At 68.3% G+C, this 18,087-nt stretch carries 19 protein-coding genes and 1 pseudogene; 10 read left to right on the top strand and 10 right to left on the bottom strand.

Annotation, left to right across the window (positions count from 1 at the left end; all coding sequences use genetic code 11):
* Positions 1-136: 136 nt before the first annotated feature.
* Genes OHB24_RS08605 through OHB24_RS08590 form a run of 4 tightly spaced genes read left to right on the top strand, consistent with a single transcriptional unit; the run spans position 137 to position 2,497 of the window.
* A complete protein-coding gene (locus tag OHB24_RS08605; protein ID WP_327638417.1) occupies positions 137-844 on the top strand; it encodes a DUF1707 domain-containing protein in 708 nt (235 codons plus the stop codon).
* On the top strand, positions 841-1,293 hold the full coding sequence (locus OHB24_RS08600) for a hypothetical protein (RefSeq protein ID WP_327638416.1): 453 nt from the start codon (positions 841-843) through the stop codon (positions 1,291-1,293). Before OHB24_RS08605 ends, OHB24_RS08600 begins: the two co-directional genes overlap by 4 nt.
* A gap of 14 nt (positions 1,294-1,307) precedes the next feature.
* Positions 1,308-1,850, top strand: a complete 543-nt coding sequence (locus OHB24_RS08595) for a GNAT family N-acetyltransferase (RefSeq protein WP_327638415.1) — start codon at positions 1,308-1,310, stop codon at positions 1,848-1,850.
* Positions 1,847-2,497: a hypothetical protein gene (locus tag OHB24_RS08590; protein WP_327638414.1), complete on the top strand. Its 651-nt coding sequence runs from the start codon at positions 1,847-1,849 to the stop codon at positions 2,495-2,497. The genes OHB24_RS08595 and OHB24_RS08590 overlap by 4 nt, the downstream gene beginning before the upstream one ends.
* Here OHB24_RS08590 and OHB24_RS08585 read toward each other — a convergent pair.
* The 6 genes and pseudogenes from OHB24_RS08585 to OHB24_RS08560 form a co-directional block, all read right to left on the bottom strand.
* A complete protein-coding gene (locus OHB24_RS08585) occupies positions 2,476-4,350 on the bottom strand; it encodes an HPr family phosphocarrier protein (protein ID WP_327641034.1) in 1,875 nt (624 codons plus the stop codon). The two genes, OHB24_RS08590 and OHB24_RS08585, sit on opposite strands and share 22 nt — an antisense overlap.
* Positions 4,351-4,374: 24 nt before the next feature.
* Positions 4,375-4,776, bottom strand: a pseudogene (dhaM, locus tag OHB24_RS08580) (dihydroxyacetone kinase phosphoryl donor subunit DhaM); the annotation flags it as partial.
* The gene (dhaL, locus tag OHB24_RS08575) at positions 4,773-5,393 is read right to left on the bottom strand and encodes a dihydroxyacetone kinase subunit DhaL (RefSeq protein WP_327641033.1); all 621 of its coding nucleotides are present in this window, start codon (positions 5,391-5,393) and stop codon (positions 4,773-4,775) included. The gene dhaL and the pseudogene dhaM, both read right to left, overlap by 4 nt.
* A 2-nt stretch (positions 5,394-5,395) precedes the next feature.
* Complete coding sequence (gene dhaK / locus OHB24_RS08570; protein ID WP_327638413.1) at positions 5,396-6,400, bottom strand: dihydroxyacetone kinase subunit DhaK; 1,005 nt, start codon at positions 6,398-6,400, stop codon at positions 5,396-5,398.
* Between the two features lie 45 nt (positions 6,401-6,445).
* On the bottom strand, positions 6,446-7,675 hold the full coding sequence (locus OHB24_RS08565; protein WP_327638412.1) for an MFS transporter: 1,230 nt from the start codon (positions 7,673-7,675) through the stop codon (positions 6,446-6,448).
* A gap of 27 nt (positions 7,676-7,702) precedes the next feature.
* Complete coding sequence (locus OHB24_RS08560; RefSeq protein ID WP_327638411.1) at positions 7,703-8,263, bottom strand: RNA polymerase sigma factor; 561 nt, start codon at positions 8,261-8,263, stop codon at positions 7,703-7,705.
* A 94-nt stretch (positions 8,264-8,357) separates the two neighbouring features.
* Here OHB24_RS08560 and OHB24_RS08555 point away from each other — a divergent pair, with 94 nt between their 5' ends.
* On the top strand, positions 8,358-9,875 hold the full coding sequence (locus OHB24_RS08555; RefSeq protein WP_327638410.1) for a serine/threonine-protein kinase: 1,518 nt from the start codon (positions 8,358-8,360) through the stop codon (positions 9,873-9,875).
* 125 nt (positions 9,876-10,000) lie between these two features.
* On the opposite strand, the gene OHB24_RS08550 is transcribed toward OHB24_RS08555, so the two are convergent.
* Entirely contained in the window at positions 10,001-11,176 is a 1,176-nt protein-coding gene (locus tag OHB24_RS08550; protein WP_327638409.1) for an MFS transporter, read from the bottom strand.
* A gap of 31 nt (positions 11,177-11,207) precedes the next feature.
* On the opposite strand from OHB24_RS08550, the gene OHB24_RS08545 reads away from it, so the two are divergent.
* Positions 11,208-11,936 (top strand): ArsR/SmtB family transcription factor, encoded by a 729-nt coding sequence (locus tag OHB24_RS08545; protein ID WP_327638408.1) that lies wholly within the window; start codon positions 11,208-11,210, stop codon positions 11,934-11,936.
* Here the strand turns inward: OHB24_RS08545 and OHB24_RS08540 are convergent.
* The 3 genes from OHB24_RS08540 to OHB24_RS08530 all read right to left on the bottom strand — a co-directional run bounded on the left by OHB24_RS08540 (position 11,933) and on the right by OHB24_RS08530 (position 14,019).
* On the bottom strand, positions 11,933-12,661 hold the full coding sequence (locus tag OHB24_RS08540; protein WP_327638407.1) for a hypothetical protein: 729 nt from the start codon (positions 12,659-12,661) through the stop codon (positions 11,933-11,935). The two genes, OHB24_RS08545 and OHB24_RS08540, sit on opposite strands and share 4 nt — an antisense overlap.
* A gap of 105 nt (positions 12,662-12,766) precedes the next feature.
* Positions 12,767-13,240: a hypothetical protein gene (locus tag OHB24_RS08535; protein WP_327638406.1), complete on the bottom strand. Its 474-nt coding sequence runs from the start codon at positions 13,238-13,240 to the stop codon at positions 12,767-12,769.
* 59 nt (positions 13,241-13,299) lie between these two features.
* Positions 13,300-14,019: a hypothetical protein gene (locus OHB24_RS08530; protein ID WP_327638405.1), complete on the bottom strand. Its 720-nt coding sequence runs from the start codon at positions 14,017-14,019 to the stop codon at positions 13,300-13,302.
* A 195-nt stretch (positions 14,020-14,214) separates the two neighbouring features.
* Here OHB24_RS08530 and OHB24_RS08525 point away from each other — a divergent pair, with 195 nt between their 5' ends.
* Genes OHB24_RS08525 through OHB24_RS08510 form a run of 4 tightly spaced genes read left to right on the top strand, consistent with a single transcriptional unit; the run spans position 14,215 to position 18,068 of the window.
* The gene (locus OHB24_RS08525) at positions 14,215-15,498 is read left to right on the top strand and encodes an ABC transporter substrate-binding protein (RefSeq protein WP_327638404.1); all 1,284 of its coding nucleotides are present in this window, start codon (positions 14,215-14,217) and stop codon (positions 15,496-15,498) included.
* Positions 15,495-16,427: a carbohydrate ABC transporter permease gene (locus OHB24_RS08520; protein ID WP_327638403.1), complete on the top strand. Its 933-nt coding sequence runs from the start codon at positions 15,495-15,497 to the stop codon at positions 16,425-16,427. The genes OHB24_RS08525 and OHB24_RS08520 overlap by 4 nt, the downstream gene beginning before the upstream one ends.
* Positions 16,424-17,245: a carbohydrate ABC transporter permease gene (locus OHB24_RS08515; RefSeq protein WP_327638402.1), complete on the top strand. Its 822-nt coding sequence runs from the start codon at positions 16,424-16,426 to the stop codon at positions 17,243-17,245. Before OHB24_RS08520 ends, OHB24_RS08515 begins: the two co-directional genes overlap by 4 nt.
* Before the next feature lie 52 nt (positions 17,246-17,297).
* Positions 17,298-18,068, top strand: coding sequence for a hypothetical protein (locus OHB24_RS08510; RefSeq protein ID WP_327638401.1), 771 nt, complete (start codon positions 17,298-17,300; stop codon positions 18,066-18,068).
* Positions 18,069-18,087: the final 19 nt, after the last annotated feature.

The following is an 18,087-nucleotide window of genomic DNA, read 5'->3' as shown; positions in this document are numbered from 1 at the left end:
ATACCCGGTAGATGTCCACCAGCCCGTCCACCCATTTCACCCCACCGAGATTGCAGCTTCCTGCACCGTTCCGTGTGGGTTCGATGACCGCGAGTACCTGAGAGAATCAGGCTGGGGCCAGTCGAGGGGGGAACCTGTGGCAAATGACCCAGCGTTGGAGCACGCGCTCCTGGAGCACCTGCGGTTCGCGCCGTTGACCTGCGCGGAGTTGGTCCGCCGTACCGGTGCGGGCAACCAGCGGGTCCAGTTTGCCCTGGACGCGCTGGTCCGTGAGGGCTTCGTCGTACGACGCCCGCAGGACGAGGGCCCCGAGGACTACGCGCTGACCCAGGCCGGCACCGGCCGGCTGGACGTGATCTTGGACCTCACCAACGAGCCGCTCAAGACCATGGGAAAACTCTTCGCCGCGACCGTTGCCGACACGATCCGGCCCCGAGAGCCCCAGCCGGCGAACCCTCGGGCGCTGCTGCTGTCCGACGACGACAGGACCGCCTGCTCCTACGCGTTGGCGAACCACTTCGCCGCGGGCCGGATCGACCAGGACGAGCTGGGCCGTCGGACCGACCTCCTCTTCGCCGCCCGGACCCGAGGCGAGTTGGACCCGGCCTTCGCCGGTCTTCCGCCACCCACCCTCGCCGAGCCGGTGGATCTGCCGCCTGGATCCCGGCGGTGGAATCTGGGGCTGATCGGCTGGATGCTGCTGCCGGTTCTGATCGTGGGTCTGTTCATCGGCGGATCGATCGCGTCCGGGGACGCGGATCTGTCCACCTCGGTGCTGTTCGTCGTCGTTGCCGTCGGCGTCTTGGCCTGGAGGTTCGGCGGAAGCGGGAGGCGACGGTCATGAGAAAGCGCCGCCCTCCGATCCGACCTCCGGGCAGGGCGCTTCCGCTGACCGAGGCGGACCGGGCGCAGTGTGATCGGGCTCTGGCGCAGCTCTACGTGCGCCGCCAGATCGACGAGGCACAGCTGGCCCGCCGCGTGGAGCTGCTCAACAGAGCCCTGACCCGCGCCGACCTCCGGCAGGTCTTCGAAGGCTTGCCGTTCCCCGTCCTGGCCACCCCGCCCGCACCGGCGCGTCCGAAGGGCGTGGCGAGGTTCTCGGCTGAGCCGGCGAAGGCGGACCGTGCTTTGGTCGTGCAGTTGGCGAAGACCTTCGGTGTCGGGGTCGTGTTCGCGGGCGTCATCATCGCGACGAACCCCAGCATGATGCTGCTGTTGGTCCTGCTTGTCGTGACGGGGGGCAACATGTTCTTGGCGTATCGAGACTGGGCCAAGAAGCGCCGTTCGGAGTGAACTAGCCTGTGGGTGTGGACGCTGTGTTGCGGTTGGCGGTGGCGGCCGACGGGCCTGCGGTGGCCGGGTTGGCTCGGTCTGCGGTGGAGACGCAGTTTCCGGCGTACTACGACGCCGTACAGACAGCCAGTGCGGCCGAGCACATCACCACGCTGGACACCGCACTGATCGACGACGGCACCTACTACGTGCTGGAGGCGGGTCGTGAGGTCGTCGCCTGTGGTGGGTGGAGCCGGCGGAACAAGCTGTTCAATGCGAGTACGGCGGGAGCGGACGAGCGGCTCCTCGACCCGGCGACCGAGCCGGCCCGGATCAGGGCCATGTTCGTCCGGGCGGACTGGACGCGGCGTGGACTCGGCCGGGCGATCCTGACCGCTTGCACCGACGCGGCGCGGGCGGAGGGGTTCACCCGCCTCGCGCTCATGTCGACGCTGCCCGGCGTACCGCTCTACAAAGCTTTCGGCTTCACCGAGGTGGAGCCCGCCCAGCTACCGATGCCGGACGGCACCACACTGGCCGGTGTCGCGATGGAACGACCAATTGAGGAGACCGCATGACCGCCGGTACTACTGTCACCGCCCCTGACGGCACGGAGGTCGTGCTCGGTGAGATCGGGACCCGCGTGCTGCTGAAGAACTCACGCGTCCGCGTCTGGGAGGTGGAACTGCAGCCCGGTGAGGCCCAGGGCTGGCACCTGCACCACAATCCGTACGTCGTCCTGTGCCTCTCGACATCGCCCTGCCACATGGACTGGCTGGACGGCAGCCCGGCGCGGCAGCTGAGCGAGACGGTCGGCGGCTCGGTGTACCGCCCCGTGTCCCCGGTGCACATGCTCACCAACGACGGCGACGCGCTCTACCTCAACCGCCTCATCGAGGTCCTCGACCTGGGCGAAGAGGCCTCTGGCGGCCCGTACTTCGGTGTCGACACAGCTGGGGCAGGGTTCGAGCAGGCCGGTGAGATCCCGGCCAAGGTGGTTGTCGACGAGGACGACGTACGCGTCCAGCACGTCACCCCTGAGGCAGGCGAGTCGTACACCTGGCGCACCGGCGCCTACCCGGCCCTGGTCGTCGACCTGGACCTGGCCAGCCCGGACGTCACCTACCTCGAGCCCGGCGAGACCTACACGCTCCCAGCCAAGCCAGAGCGCACCCCCGGCTTCAACCTGGTAGAGCTGCGCTACTACAGCAGCCCGCGCACCTGAGCCGCATCCCGAGCCGCCAGCGCAGCGGCAGTGTCGACCCGTCCCAGGTCGGCCTGCCGTAGCTGGGCCTTCACCAACGGCACCTGCGGTCCGACGGCGCTCAGCTCGGTCACACCGAGAGCAGCAAGCAGTACGGCGGCCTGCGGGTCGCTGGCGAGGTCACCGCAGACTGCGACGCGTACGCCTGCATTGCGGACGACATGGTCGATCAGCTGGAGTACGGCGGGATCCAGACCGTCGGCGAGCGGCGCCACCGCAGCGTTGGTCCGGTCGGCAGCCGTTGTGTACTGCGTGAGGTCGTTGGTGCCGATGCTGACGAAGTCGAGGTCCGCGGCGAGACTGCCGACGCGCAACGCCGCCGCGGGGATCTCGACCATGATGCCGACCTCGAGACCGTCCCGCGGGCCGAGCTCCTGCAACGCCCACGCGACCTCGTCGGCGGTCGTCACCATCGGGAACATCACGTGTACCGGCGTCAAGGCCGCCGTACGACGGACCGCTTCGAGCTGATCGCGGAGCAGTTCGGGGCGACGGCGGAACACCCGGAGGCCACGTTCGCCGAGGAACGGGTTCGCCTCCCGGTCCTGCGGGAGGAACGGCAGCGGCTTGTCGCCGCCGATGTCCCAGGTCCGGATCGTGATCGGCTTGCCGTCGAGGGCCCGTGCGATCGCGCGGAACGCGTCGACCTGCTCGTCGACGGTCGGCGCCGTACGGCGATCTCCGAAGAGCACCTCGGTCCGGACCAGCCCGGACCCGTCCGCACCGCGCGCGTCGACGGCATCCTGGATGACGCCCACGTTCACGAGTACGTCGATCGTCCGGCCGTCGCGGGTGGTGGCGGGCCGGTCCGCGTCCGCGATTGCCCGCGCACGCTCGCCCTCGCGTTCGGTGATCGTCGCGCGGACCCGGTCCTCGTCCGGCGCAACCTCGAACGAGCCGGTCCGAGCGTCGAAGAACACAACCGCACCGGGCGGCACGTCGACATCCCCGATCCCGGTGATCAACGGGATCCCTCGCGAACGGGCCACGATCACCCCATGGCCGGTCGTCCCGGCCGCGCGGACGGCGATCCCCGCGATCCGGGTCGCGTCGAGAGTGGCTGCGGTGGCCGCATCCAGTTCGGGTACGACGAGGATGCCGTCCGTCGGCGCTTCCTCAGTCACTCCGACCAGCAAACGCAGTACCCGATCGCGTACGGCGCGGACGTCCTGCGCGCGCTCGCGCTGGTACTCGTCGTCGAGCGCTTCGAAAGCAGTCGCCAGCTCGTCGTACACCTGATGCCACGCGCCCGGCGCCGATGCGCCGGCGGCGATCGAAGCACGTACACCGTCGAGGACCTTGCGATCGCCCAGCAGGGCGAGATGCGCCGCGAAGATGTCGCCGTGCAGGTCCCGCAGTTCGCGGAGCTGATCGCCCGCAGTCGCGAGCGCGAGCTCCAATCGGCCAAGCTCGTTGTCCCCAGCAACATAACCATCCAGATCGACCTGAGCCCCCGCGAGCACCGCCGGCCCAAGAGCCACATCCAGCCCGGACCCACCCGGCGATGGAGCGGCCTTCTCCACAACCGCATCCCCGAAGTTCTGCGCTGCGAGGTTCTCGACCGCGGCGAGGACCGCGTCGGCCGCAGCACCGCTCGCACCCACCCGCAATCGGTGCCCCTGCTGCGCGTTCAACGTCGCGACCATGCTCAGACTGCCCGCGTCGACAGGCCCCTTACCGTTGTCCAGATCGGTGAGCGTCACGACCGCGTCGAAGCCGTTGACCAGCCCCACCAACCGCGCAGCCGGACGCGCATGCAGGCCGTGCTCGTTGCCGACAACAACCTCGATGGTCCGATCGGCTTCAACAACCACAGCAGCGTCGACGGGAGCGACCCCGAGGTGGTCCTGCTTGCCGACCAGCCCCCGTTCAGCCTCCGCAGCAACCGCATCCAACGACGCATCGGTCGACGCGGTGACAACCGCCGCCACCAGGCCCTCGACCAGCGGCGCACTCGTCAGCCGCACCCGCGCGGCCAGCTCGGGATCGACGAACTCCAGCGCCATCTCGGCGCTCAGCACCGCGCTCCCCAGATCGAGCAGCACCAGCACGCCGTCCGGACTGTCCGCCGTACCAAGAGCCTCCGAGACCGCCATCGCGTCGGTCCCGAACGTCGTCGCATCCAGCCCCGCGGCGACCGCGATCACCGGACGCTTGTCCTCGGCAACCATCTCCGCGGCGAGCCCGACCGCCGCCTCGGCCAGCGCGCTGCTGTGCGACACCACCACGATCCCGATCATGACAGCGTGCGGGCCGCGGACTCCAAGATCAGCGTCGTACTGGTCGCGCCGGGATCCTGATGGCCGGCGCTGCGCTCACCCAGATAGCTCGCGCGGCCCTTCCGCGCGACCAGCGGGATCGTCGCGTCCCGGCCCTTCGCGGCGGCCTCGGCGGCGGCAGCGAACGCCGTACCGAGGTCCGATCCGTCCGCCACCGCGGCGTCGTACGCCTCCAGCGCCGGCGCCCAGGCGTCGTACATGGTCTTGTCGCCGAGCTCCGCCTTGCCGCGGGCAAGCACCCCTTCGACCCCGGCGTGCAGCCCCTTCCCGATCGACTCCGGCGTCAGGTCGGCCCCGGCGAGCGCGGTCCCGAACCGCAGGAAGAACGTCCCGTACAGCGGCCCGCTCGCCCCGCCGACCTTGCTGACCAGCGTCATACCGGCCTTCTTCAGCAGCTCGTCGGCGCTGTCGAACGACGTCTCGTCGAGCACCCCGACGACCGCCTGGAACCCGCGATCCATGTTCGCGCCGTGATCGGCATCCCCGATCGCCGAGTCCAGCTCGGTCAGGTACGCCGCGTTGTCGTGCAGCGAACCGGCGACATCACGCAACCAGCTGACGAAAGAATCCACTCCCATGCTCACGCGCCCCAGCGTAGGCCGGGGGTGTTCACCGGGGCGTCCCAGAGACGTACCAGTTCGTCGTCCGCCTTCAGGAGGGTGACCGAGCAGCCGGCCATCTCCAGCGAGGTGATGTAGTTGCCGACCAGCGAGCGCGCGACCGTGATGCCCGCGCGGTCGAGGAGCTGGGCGACCTCGTTGTACATGAGGTACAGCTCGAGCAGCGGCGTACCGCCCATGCCGTTGACGAACGCGATCACCGAATCGCCTTGCTGGTAAGGAAGATCCGAGACCACCGGGTCGACCAGCATCGCGGCGATGTCGCGCGCCGGGGCCAGCGGCAGCCGCTGCCGGCCGGGCTCGCCGTGGATGCCGATGCCGACCTCCATCTCGTTCTCGGCCAGCTCGAACGTCGGCTTGCCCGCGGCCGGGACGGTGCACGACGTCAGCGCCATACCCATGCTGCGGCCGTTGTCGTTGACCTTCTTCGCGAGGTCCGCGACCTCCTGCAGCGGGCGGCCCTCCTCGGCGGCCGCGCCGACGATCTTCTCCAGCAGGACGGTCACGCCGACGCCGCGGCGACCGGCTGTGTAGAGGCTGTCCTGGACGGCGACGTCGTCGTCCGTCACCACCGACAGCACCTCGGTGCCGGCGTCGGCGGCAGCCAGTTCGGCGGCCATCTCGAAGTTCATCACGTCGCCGGTGTAGTTCTTCACGATGTGCAGTACGCCGGCGCCGGCGTCGACCGCCTTGGTCGCGGCCATCATCTGATCCGGCACCGGGGAGGTGAACACCTCACCCGCGCAGGCCGCGTCCAGCATCCCGAGCCCGACGAACCCGCCGTGCATCGGCTCGTGCCCCGACCCGCCGCCGGAGATCAGTCCGACCTTGCCGGGTCTCGGCGCGTCCTTGCGGTAGACGATCCGGTTCTCCAGATCCACCCGGAGCCGGTCCGGATGCGCCGCCGCCATCCCCTGCAGCGCTTCACTCACAACATCGGCCGGGTCGTTGATGAGCTTCTTCATGGTCCCCATCTGAGCACACCCGGGCCTCGAACGGGAGCCCCCGATTCAGGCGGCTTCGACCTCGGAGAGCAACGGGATCGAGCGGATCGAGCGACTGATCGTGAGCAGTACGGAGCCGATCGCGAGCAGCCCGCCGAAGATCAGCAACGCGGCGCGCGCACCCAGGGTGCCGAGGAAGACACCGCCGAGGAACGGCGCCAGCGGGGCCGCGCCGTTGGCCATGAACATGAACGCGCTCTGTGCCCGTCCCTGCAGGTGGTCCGGCGTGATCAGCATCTGGTAGCCGAACAGCCCGGAGTTCAGCGCGGGCAGCAGGAAGATCGCGAGCGCCGGGAGCAGGATCAGTACGGCGGGTTGTGTGCTCGCCGCCGTACTCGCGAACATGACCGTGATGATCCAGGCGCCGACGATCGTGATCCTGCCGGTGCTGAACCTGGCCAGCAGCTTGGGCGCCGCGAACGCGCCCGCCAGACCGCCGACCCCCATCGCCGTCTCCAGCAGGCCGATCACGGACGCCGGTACGCCGCGCTGCTGCATGCTCAGGATCAACACCAGGATCGTGCCGTTCGCGGCGAAGTTGAGCAGCGTCGCGACGATCGCGATCGTCCGGAGGTCGCGCTGGCGGAACAGCCAGGTCAACCCGGTACGGATCGCCTTCAGCATGGGCTCGTGCGCGCCGCCCTCGGGCTTCGTGGCGGGCAGGGGGTGGCGGATCGTGGTGAGCATGATCGCCATCACCAGGTACGAGACCGCGTCCACCGCGATCGGGATCGCCCGTCCGATCGAGTAGAGCAGGCCGCCGAGTGGCGCTCCGGCCAGCGACGCCAGGTTCTGCCGGCCGTGCGCGGCGGCGAGCGCGGTGCCGAGGTCCTCCGGCGGGACGATCTGCCGGAGCGCGCCCGTCTCCGCGGGCATGAACAGGCCGTAGCCCGCTCCGTTGACCAGGGCGACGGCCATCAGGTGCGGGAGGGTCAGGTGGCCGAGCCAGCCCGTGACGGCCACCGAGCCGAACAGGACGGAGCCGAGCAGGCTGTACCCGATCAGGATCTTGCGTCGGCTCCATCGGTCCGCCAGCGCGCCGCCCGGCAGCGCCGCCAGCATCGTGCCGAGCGCCGCCGACGCACCGACGAGACCTGCCTGCACCGGGGAGCCGGTGATGGCCAGGCCGAGCAGCGTGAACACGAACGAGCTCATCGAGGAGCCGATCGAGCTGATCGTCTGACCGGTGAGGAGCTTCAGGTAGTCACCGTTGTGCAGCAACCCCCGGGCGGTCATAACCGCGAGGGTATGCCGGGTGTCAGGTCAGTCCTTGGGGCGCAGCAGCGGGCGGACGACCTCGCGGGCGTCGTGGATCCGGGACTTGACGGTGCCGAGCGGTGCTCCGACCTCGGCGGCGATCTCCTCGTAGGAGAGGCCGTAGACGTCCCGCAGGACCAGCGGTGTGACCATCTGCGGGCGGTCCCGCTCCAGGGTCTCCAGGGCCTCCAGGAGGTCCAGCCGGGTGCCGGCGATCACGCTCGTGGTCCGCGGGTCCGGCTTCTCCATCTGCTCCGGGTTGTGCGCGGCCTGCGCGGTGCGCTTCAGCTTGCGGTACGTCGAGCGCGCGGAGTTGGCCGCGACGGAGTGGACCCAGGTCGAGAAGCTGCTCCGGCCGGAGAACGAGTTGATCTTGGTGGCGATGTTGAGCAGCGCCTCCTGAGCCGCGTCCTCCGCGTCGGCGGAGTACGGCAGGACGCTGCGGCAGATCCGCAGGACGCGCGGATACACCTGCCGCAGCAGGTCGTCCATCGCGTTCTTGTCGCCCGCCTGCGCCTGCTCTGCGAGGGTGCCGAGGTCGTCGGCCGGACTGCTGCTCTCGCTCATCTGCGCCTTTGCTCGTGATCGGCCCCGGGTGAGGACACTCCAATACTCCATAATGCCCTGTATGGGGGTCCCAACCAGACTCGGTCGATACGTCGTGCGCAGACGCCTGGGCTCGGGCGGTTTCGCCACGGTGTGGCTGGCTCATGACGAGCAGCTCGACGCCGAGGTGGCGATCAAGGTGCTCGCCGACAACTGGGGGCACGACGACTCGGTCCGGCAGCGGTTCCTCGAGGAGGGCCGGTTCCTGCGCCGCGTCGAGTCCGAGCACGTCGTCCAGGTCCACGATGTCGGCGAACTCGAGGACGGCCGGCCGTTCCTGGTGCTCACGTACGCCGACCGCGGCACGCTGGCCGACCGCCTGAAGAAGGCGCCCCTGGACCTGCCCGAGGCTGTCGACGTGGTCGTCCAGGTCGGTCGCGGCCTGCAGGCGCTGCACCGGCGCGGCCTGCTGCATCGCGACGTGAAACCGGCGAACGTCCTGTTCCGCAGCACCGACGACGACGGCGAGCGAGCGGTGCTGTCCGACCTCGGGCTGGGCAAGTCCCTCGACGAGATCTCCCGGATCACGATGCCCGGCGGCACCCCGTCGTACGTCGCTCCTGAGCAGGCGCTCGGTGAGCGGCTGGACCAGCGCGCCGACCAGTACTCGCTGGGCGCGGTCGCGTACGCCGCTCTGACCGGGCGGTCCCCGCACCAGGTCGACGGGCTGGGCGCGGCGAGCCGGGTGAAGGTGGCGCCGCCGCCGAGCTCGCTCGGGTTCGAGCTGCCGAGTCAGGTCGACGCAGCGATCGTCCGGGCGCTGGACCCGGACCGGGAGAAGCGCTGGCCGGACGTGCAGTCGTTCACGCGACAGCTTGTGGGTGCGCTCGACGAGAACACCCGTGACTTCCCGCAGTCGACCCGCGAGACGGTGGTTGTCGCGTCCGACGACCTGGACGCGAAGACGGCACTCAGCGACGAGAACCAGCCGACGATCGTGAAACTGGCCGAGCCGTCGGAGGCCGCTGACGCAGAGACCGTCGCGGTGGAGAGCGCGGCGGTGGAGCCTGCCGCCGCTGAGGCTGAGACTGCAGCGGTCCAGACAGCGCCTAGGAAGCGGCGGCGTGGGCGATGGGTGGTGGCCGCATTGCTGGCGCTGGTGGTCGGCGGCGGCGTCGGGTACGGCGGCCACTGGTACCTCTCTGGCCGCAAGATGATCCAGGTCTCGGAGGGCCAATTCTCGGTGACCCTGCCCGAGGCCTGGGCGCAGTCGATGGCTCAGTCGGACTGGACCGCGCCCGGCGGCACCGGGAGCGCTCCGGCGTTCCGTGTCAGCCGTGATTCGGACTGGTCGGGGAAGACACCGGGCGTGTTCATCGGGGTGTCGAAGTCGAAGCTGGCGGTTCCGGACGGCAAGCAGTGTGGCAACGAAGGCGCTCCCCAGCCGCACATGGTCAATGAACTCTCAGTAACCGACCGGTTGTCCGCTGACTGCTTCGGTGCCGATATCGTGCTCCTCCAACGGGTCGTCGATCACGGGGACGGCGGCTCGCTCCTCGTCCAGGTGGTCGTACCTGGATCGGATGTCCTCCGGGCCACGGAGATCGCCGATTCGGTGCAATACACGTCCTAGGAAGTCCCCATGCGTTTACCGACAGAACGGTTCCGGCCGTCGCCGGCGCTGCTCCAGTCCGCCCGTCGCAGGTTCTACCGGCTCCGCTCCACCATCTTCCGCACGATCTGGCCCGCCGACTGAAGTCATTCCACAGTCAGCCACGTGATGCCCAGAGCTACAGCCCACAGGCCGGCTCCCAGCCATCCGAGCACGTGGAGCCCGCTGACGAAGCTGGGGGAGTGGCCGAGCGTGGCGCCGTACACGCCGACTCCGAGTGCGCCGACAGCCTGGCGGCTGGTGTTGTTGACGCCGCTGGCGAGGCCTGCGCGGTCGGGTGGCAGCGCAGCGATGGCGGCGTGGACCACTGCGGCGGTCAGGAAGCCCATACCGAGACCTAGGCCGAGCTGCACCGGTACGACGGCCGCGTAGCCGCTCCGGTCGTTCACGCCGAGCAGGAACGCCGATCCGACGACGCCGAGCGCGAGTCCGATGGACATGGGGAGGCGGGGACCGTAGCGGGCCGTGATGCGGCCGGAGATGGGTCCTAGCACCGCTAGCGGTAGGAAGAGCGGGATGAGTTCGAGCCCGGCCCTGAACGCCTTCTGTGAAAGGTGTTCCTGCAGGTAGAGGGTCAGCACCAGGACGGTGCCGAGGCCAACGAAGTTCATCAGGCCCGCGATCAGGTTGGGGCCGACGAAGCCCGGACCGATCCGCAGCCGGGACTTCGCGCGCTCCTGCTCGACCTGGCGCCGCGGCACGAGCCGCCAGGCCAACGGGAATGCGACGGCGATGATCGGCAGATTGATGAGGAACACCGCCCGCCAGCCGAGTGCGCTCACCAACGCGCCGCCGAGCAGTGGCCCGGACGGCAACGCGAGCGCCCCGGCTCCAGACCAGATACCGACAGCACGAGCCCTGGCCGCGCTATCGGCGTACAGGTCGCTGATGACAGCCAGCGTGCCCGGCAACAGCAGCGCGGCGCCGACTCCCTGAACTACCCGCGCCGCGACGAGCAGCCCGATCGTTGGCGCCACCCCGCAAGCCAACGAGGCGCAGCCGAAACCCCCAAGCCCCGCAAGCAGAACGCGCCGATGGCCGACCCGGTCGCCCAGCATCCCGAACACCAGCAGAAGTCCGGCCAGCGCAATCATGTACGCCGCCACAACCCACTGCTGCCCACCCAAACTCGTCCCGAGATCCACACGAACCGCCGGCAACGCCACGTTCACCACCGTCACGTCCAGCTGAATCAGAAAGATCCCGACACACAACAACGCGAGCAGCATGCTCCCAAGTTCCCACGCCATCGCTTCGGGCACCGTCGAAGTGTGCTGGTGCCACCATGGATCCATGGACGGAGACGCGGATGTCGCGCACGTGGCGGCGTTGCTGGCCGAACCGGCGAGGGCGAAGGTCTTGATGGCCCTGGCGGACGGCCGCGCGCTACCGGCGTCTCTGCTGGCCTCCGAGGCAGGTGTGTCGCCCCAGACCGTCAGCGCACACTTGCGCAAGCTGCTCGACGGCGGTCTGGTCACGGTCGAGCAATCCGGCCGGTACCGGTACTACAGACTCTCCGGACCCGAGGTGGCCGCCGCAGTGGAGGGACTCGCCCGCATCGCCAAGCCACAGCCGATCACATCGCTGCGACAGAGCACCCGCGCCGCGGCTTTACGCGAGGCACGTACCTGCTACGACCACCTGGCCGGGCGCCTCGGCGTCGCTCTCCTGGAAGGTCTGGTACGTCGTGACGCCCTGATTCGCACCGACGGCGGCAACGGGACCGAGCGCCGCCCGAGCGACCCGCTCGCACAGCAGCTCTCCGATGGCCCGTATGCCCTCGGACCTCAGGCCGTAGACGCTTTCGCCGAACTGGGAGTCGACCTCGCCGCCCAGCCGTCGCGCCGCCCGCTGCTCAGGTTCTGCGTCGACTGGAGCGAACAGCGCCACCACCTGTCCGGGCAGCTGGGCGCCGCGATCGCCGAGGCGCTCCTGAACCGCAACTGGCTCCACCGCCGCCCCCACCAACGCGCCGTACACCTCTCCGACGCCGGCCGCCGCGGCCTCGCGCAACTGCTCTAACCCGACAGTGGAGTGTCGCGCCTCTCGACGCTGTCGGCCGCGTGGTCCAGCACCTCGAGCAAGGCGTCCTTGTCCTGGGGCAGGCCGGTGGCGCTCATTTCGACGGCGCAGTTGCCGCTGTCGTCTGCGACCCAACGCACGACGACGTAGCGCAGGACGCCCTCGGGGGAGAGTTCCTCGTCCGGCACGTAGGTGTAGGTGAGCGTGGCGTAGTTCGCTTCCACTTCCTGTGAAAGGATCTTCACCATCTGGCTCGCCGAGATGTACGCGAGCTGCTTGAGGCGCGCTGCCAGCGAGTCGGCGGGCGGCCGCGAGATCGTGAAGCCGGCCTCGACCCGGATCCAGCGCTTCTTGGTCCGGTCGGTGAACCGGCCGCTCTTCGGCGGATTCTGCTTGGTGTAGGTCCAGTCCGACGGCACCCGGACCGAGATCCGCGACCTGACCATGTCGGTCACCGTGAAGATCCGGGTCGCGTAGTTCAGGTCGTCGGCCTCGAGAGCGGGCGACTTGTCGTACGTGACCTTGCGCGGCGGCCCGGTCGGTGTCGGTGTCGGGGTAGGCCTCGTGCCCGGGGTGGAGCCCACGGCGAGCGGTGCCGCCGTACCGGCCAGGCTTGGCTCCTTGGTGAGGAACAGGCCGGCGCCGTAGCCTCCGGCGCCGCCGACCCCGGCCAACGTCAGCAGACCGGCGCCGAGCATCGCGCGCCTGCTCACCGTTTTCGCCATGCCCCACCTCCCCAAGGTCTACCTACAGAAGACACCTCAGCCCTCGCAGAGGTTGCACCGGATAAGTAACGATTCTGTGAAAAGGGAAATCACGACGGCGACGGGTCAGATGTCACCGGGGGCGCGCTCGGTCCGCCCGGTCGCAATGCCTGTCCACGCGCCGCCTTCGGGCAGAATGTCGTAGTGACCGGTGGCCATGAAGGCGTCGATCAAGGTCCAGGAGATCTTGCCCGTTCGGCAGCTGGTCTGGTCGACAGTGATGTAACCATTGCCGCCGGGACTGTTGCAGGTGAAGCCCGGTCGTTGGACTCCATCTTCCCAGTAGACGAGGACTGCGGTTGCCCTGGAACTGCTGGAGGTAATCGGCGAATTGAGCTTCAGATAAGCCCAGTACTGGTGACACGTGTCACGTCTCAGCTCGATCCTGCCCCAGATCTTTCCGTCACGAATGGTCGTCAGCGGCGCGGTCGCGACGGGCGCCACGTTCTCGCTGCAGGCCTGTGTGACTGCGACCTTCGCTCCGGCCGGTGCCGGGATCAGTGCCGTTGCCAAGGCAAGCGCGGCAATGCGACCGATCATTTTGAATCTCCATATGTTCTCGGGAGGAGCGTCAGCCTAACGTTGGCGGGGGGGTGAGGTCAGCCGACCTCGCTGACCGAGGCGGTGGCGCGTTGGAGGACCTCGTCGAGGGCCTGGGCGTCCTGGGGGAGGCCGGTGATGCTCATCTCGACGTTGGTGAGCTCGCCGTTGATCGCGATCCAGCGGACGATCACGTAGCGCAGGGTCTCGTTCGGGATGAAGGTGTAGATCAGCGTCGCGACCGATCGGGATTCGCCGTCGTCGCCGGTGACCACGTCGGTGGTGTTGCTGGTGATGCGTACGTCGTTCTCCGGCGCCTGGCTCTTCTTGAGGTCGACGATGAGCTGGGCCATCTCGTCCGCAGGCGTCTCCTCGGCCGGCGCGACTGCTTCGACGCGGACGCCGCGTTCCCTGAGCTTGTCGAGGTACTTGACCTCGCCGGGGCGCTTCGGGTCCCTGGTCGCGATCTTCCAGCCCTGTGGGGTCTCGATCGAGAGCTGGACGGGCTCCGCGTCCTTCGGCGTCACGGTGAAGGTGTGGTTGGAGTAGTCCAGCCCGGTCTCGAGGGGTTCCACAGTGCTCGGGATCGGGGTCTTCACCGGGAACGTCGGCGTCGGGGTAGGCGTGGGGGACGGGGAGATTTCGCCGAGCGGGCCGGCGGTGCCGGAGGCGGTTGGTTCCGGAGTGTCGAGGTAGTCGCCCGCGTAGTAGCCACTGCCGGCGCCGAGCGCCAGGGCCAGCAGCAGGAGGCCGGCCAAGAGGACTCGTCTCACGCGCACGTGGGCCATCTTCTCAGGCGAGGTAGGTCGGGTCCCAAACCCCGGTGGAGCGGTTTTCACACCGGTCCCGACTGAATCCTTTCAACGAGGTCTTGACACCCTCCCGGGCCGTACGTACCGTCCCCGTGACAAAAGTAACACGATCTTGCGGTTACTTCACATTCACGGCCGGTACGTCGGCGCTCAGGAGGAACCATGGCACTCGATCGGTCCGTCAGCCGGAGGCGGCTCCTGCAACTCGCCGGTGGTGCGACCTTGGCCGGTGCGTTGTCGGCCTGCGGCGGTGGCAACGGCAGTTCGTCGTCCGGCGGCCCCCTGAAGGTGATTGGCGCCGGCAGCCAGGAAGCCGGCCTGCGGAAGGCGCTCGACGACTACAAGAAGGCGCATTCGGACTTCGACTTCAACCTCTCGTTCTCGCCCGCCGACCAGCTGCAGACCGCGCTCCGGGCGCAGCTCGCGGCCGGCAACGCCCCGGACCTGCACGCGGTCTACCCGGGCAACGGCAGTGCGATGTCGATGGTCCAGCTGAGCAAGGCGAACCTGCTTGCGGACCTCAGCAGCCAGTCCTGGACGCAGAAGATCCCGACCGGCTTCAAGGGTGCGTTCCAGAACGACGGCAAGACGTTCATCTTCTCGCCCGGCACCAGCGTGCTCGGCGCGATCTACAACAAGAAGGCGTTCGCGACCGCCGGCGTCGAGGTGCCGACCACCTGGTCGGAGCTGCTGTCGGTCTGCGACAAGCTGAAGAAGAAGGGCATCGTGCCGATCGCGCTCGGCGCCCAGACCCCGTGGGTCACGCAGCTCATCGACTACGCGCTCGTCCCGGGCACGGTCTACGCCAAGACGCCGGACTTCGACGACAAGATGACCGCCGGCAGCGCGTCCTTCGCGGATTCGGGCTGGGCGGACGCGATGGACAAGTACCTCGAGCTGCAGAAGAAGGGCTTCTTCAACGACAACCCGAACGGGACGACGTACGAGCAGGCCACCTCGATGGTCGGCACCGGCAAGGCCGCGATGGCCGTCCAGGTGTCCGCGGTCCTGCAAGCCTTCCGCGCGGCGTCGCCGACGCCGGACGACCTGGGCATGTTCCCGTTCCCGGCCACGGATGTCGCCGCCGACAACTGGATCCCCGGCGGCGTGGTGGTCGGCATCGCCGTCAGCGCGAAGAGCAAGAAAGCCGAGGCGGCGAAGAAGTTCATCGAGTACTGCGGACAGCCCGAGATCGTCAACGCCTGGGCCGAGGCCGTCGCGTGCGTCCCGCTCTACTCCGAGGGTGACGCCAAGGTCGACCCGGTGCTGAAGCCGTTCCTCCCGTACCTGAAGGACAACAAGGCGGTCCCGTTCATGGATCAGCGCTGGCCGAACGCCGAAGTACAGCCGACCCACTTCGCCGTAGTACAAGAGCTCCTGGGCGGTAAGAGCACCGTCCCGGCTGCCCTGAAGAAGATGGACGAGGCCTACCGGAAGAGCGCATGACGGTCACAGCTCAGGCAGTACGCCGCGACGCCGTCAAGGCACCGCGACGCCGCGGCGGTGGGATCGCGCCGCCGTGGTTGTTCGCGGTGCCGGCGTTGCTGATCTATGCGTTGGTCGTCTTGTATCCGGCGTTTTCCGGGGCCGGGTCGGCGTTCACGGACTGGTCGGGAGTCGGGGCGCAGCGGTCGTTCGTCGGGCTGGACAACTTCCAGCAGTTGTTCCACGACGACCAGGCGCTCGGTGCGTTGCGGAACACGTTGCTGCTGACGCTGGCGATCGTCGTCGTACAGAACGGGATCGGGTTGCTGCTGGCGCTCGGCGTACACACCGGGATCAAGAGCCGGATGGTGCTGCGGGTGATCTTCTTCGCGCCGGTCGTGGTGAGTCCGGTGATGGTGTCCTTCCTGTGGAAGTACGTGTACAACCCGGCGCCGGACGCCGGGTTGAACGCGGCGCTCGGGGCGATCGGCCTCGGCGGGTTGCGGCAGGACTGGCTGGGTAACCCGTCGATCGCGTTGTGGTCGGTCGCCTTCACCGTGATCTGGCAGTGCGCCGGGTATTCGATGGTCATCTTCCTGGCCGGTCTGGAGGGCGTGCCGGCCGAGCTGCACGAGTCCGCGATGGTCGACGGCGCGGGCACCGTGGCGCGGTTCCGGCACATCACCTGGCCGTTGCTCGCACCGGCCGTGACGATCAACATGATGCTGTCCACGGTGGGTGGCCTGACGCTGTTCACGCAGATCATCGCGATGACGAACGGCGGTCCCGGGTACGCGACCGACACCTTGTCGACGGTCCTCTACAAGCAGGCCTTCGTGTTCGGGAAGTTCGGCTACAGCACCGCGGTGGCGCTGGTACTGGCGATCTTCGTCGCGGCCGTGTCCTTCATCCAGATCGGGTACCTGCGTTCGAGGGAGACGGCGGCATGAAATACAAGCCACGGACGTTCGTGCTGGAAGTCGTCATGGTGGCGGTCGCCATCGCCTTCCTCTTCCCGGTCTACGCCCTGGTGACGCTGGCCTTCAAGGATCCCGGCCAGATCGCCAACAGGCCGCTGTCGCTGCCTGATCCGCCGTCGGTCGGGAGCTTCGGCGAAGCGTGGCAGTCGGCGTCGCTCGGCTCGGCGCTGCTCAACAGCACCCTGATCACGGTGAGCAGTGTCATCGTGCTGATCGTGCTGGGCTCGCTGGCGGCGTACTTCCTGGCCCGTACGGCGACGCGCCTGAGCTACACGCTCTACATTCTGTTCCTGGTCGGCATCATCCTGCCGTTCCAGCTCGGGATGATCCCGCTCTACCAGATGGTCAACGACCTGGGCCTGCTCGGCACCTACCAGGGGATGATCCTGTTCTACACCGGCATCCAGTTGCCGTTCACGGTGTTCCTCTACACCGGGTTCATCCGCTCGCTGCCGGCCGACTACACCAACGCGGCGCTCATCGACGGCGCCTCGCACCTGCAGGCCTTCGCGCACGTGATCTTCCCGCTGCTCCGGCCGATCACGGGCACGGTGCTCATCCTCAACGCCGTACACATCTGGAACGACTTCTTCACCCCGCTGCTGTACCTGGGCGGCTCCGGCCGGGAGACGGTCCCGGTCCGGGTCTTCGCCTTCGTCAACGAGTACACGTCCAACTATGGGCTGGTGGCCGCCGGGCTGGTCCTCGCGGCGCTCCCGATCCTGCTGCTCTTCCTCGTCCTGCAGCGCTACGTGATCCGCGGATTCGCCTCCGGATTGAAGGGATGACCTTCCGGCCTAGGACACTGAGCACTCACAAACGAAAAGAGGGGGGATCGGCATGGTACGTCGGTTGTGGGCCGGAGTTCTGGCCGTCGGAGCGCTCCTGGGCGGGGTCGCGGTCGTGGGGAGCACCCAGGCCGAGGCAAAGACGGTGGCGGTTTCGGACACCCTGTTACCGGGTCAGAAGCTGCTGGCCGGGCAGTACATCCGGTCGCGGAGCGGGGTCTACACGTTGATCGTGCAGCCCGCCGGTGACGTCAAGCTGTACCAGCGCGGAGTGACGGCTCCGCTGTGGGCCTCGGGTACCTGGCGGCCGAACTCGGTGCTGGTGATGGGCACGGACGGGACGCTTCAGGTGATCTACGGCCGGACGAAGGTCTGGTCGATGAGTATCAAGAGCGCCGGCGCGAAGCTGGTGCTGCCGGACACCGGGAACCTGGCGATCTACAACACCCGGGGCAAGGCGAACTGGAACCGGCACATGGTGGTCGGGACGTTGATGCCGCAGAGCAAGCTCGCCGGCCCGGACGCGGCCTGGGACGAGGTCATCATGTACTCCGTCAATCGGATCTACACGCTGAAGTTCCTGACCACCGGCAACCTGGTGCTGCTGAAGAACGGCACGACCACGCTCTGGAGTACCGGCGTGAAGAATGCCCCGGGCGCGTACGGCTGGGTCAGCCCGGACGGTTCGTTCGGCACCGTGAACGGCTTCGGGGACCTCACCTTCTTCTACCAGACCCGTCGCCCCGGTAGCGTCCTCCAGTTGACCGACGACGGGCACCTCCGGATGGTCAACGGAAAGACTGTCGGCAAGATCTTCTTCTGATAGAACACTGAACGAACAA

It is taken from the genome of Kribbella sp. NBC_00482 (assembly GCF_036013725.1).
In the GTDB taxonomy this organism is placed as follows: Bacteria; Actinomycetota; Actinomycetes; order Propionibacteriales; family Kribbellaceae; genus Kribbella.
This window is presented reverse-complemented; position numbering and strand designations above follow the sequence as displayed.

Excerpts from the sequence above, each read along its gene's own strand:
- OHB24_RS08600 (WP_327638416.1), top strand. The coding sequence starts at position 841 with ATGAGAAAGCGCCGCCCTCCGATCCGACCTCCGGGCAGGGCGCTTCCG.
- OHB24_RS08590 (WP_327638414.1), top strand. The coding sequence starts at position 1,847 with ATGACCGCCGGTACTACTGTCACCGCCCCTGACGGCACGGAGGTCGTG.
- dhaL (WP_327641033.1), bottom strand. The coding sequence starts at position 5,393 with ATGGGAGTGGATTCTTTCGTCAGCTGGTTGCGTGATGTCGCCGGTTCG.
- dhaK (WP_327638413.1), bottom strand. The coding sequence starts at position 6,400 with ATGAAGAAGCTCATCAACGACCCGGCCGATGTTGTGAGTGAAGCGCTG.
- OHB24_RS08565 (WP_327638412.1), bottom strand. The coding sequence starts at position 7,675 with ATGACCGCCCGGGGGTTGCTGCACAACGGTGACTACCTGAAGCTCCTC.
- OHB24_RS08560 (WP_327638411.1), bottom strand. The coding sequence starts at position 8,263 with ATGAGCGAGAGCAGCAGTCCGGCCGACGACCTCGGCACCCTCGCAGAG.
- OHB24_RS08545 (WP_327638408.1), top strand. The coding sequence starts at position 11,208 with ATGGACGGAGACGCGGATGTCGCGCACGTGGCGGCGTTGCTGGCCGAA.
- OHB24_RS08540 (WP_327638407.1), bottom strand. The coding sequence starts at position 12,661 with ATGGCGAAAACGGTGAGCAGGCGCGCGATGCTCGGCGCCGGTCTGCTG.
- OHB24_RS08535 (WP_327638406.1), bottom strand. The coding sequence starts at position 13,240 with ATGATCGGTCGCATTGCCGCGCTTGCCTTGGCAACGGCACTGATCCCG.
- OHB24_RS08525 (WP_327638404.1), top strand. The coding sequence starts at position 14,215 with ATGGCACTCGATCGGTCCGTCAGCCGGAGGCGGCTCCTGCAACTCGCC.
- OHB24_RS08520 (WP_327638403.1), top strand. The coding sequence starts at position 15,495 with ATGACGGTCACAGCTCAGGCAGTACGCCGCGACGCCGTCAAGGCACCG.
- OHB24_RS08515 (WP_327638402.1), top strand. The coding sequence starts at position 16,424 with ATGAAATACAAGCCACGGACGTTCGTGCTGGAAGTCGTCATGGTGGCG.
- OHB24_RS08510 (WP_327638401.1), top strand. The coding sequence starts at position 17,298 with ATGGTACGTCGGTTGTGGGCCGGAGTTCTGGCCGTCGGAGCGCTCCTG.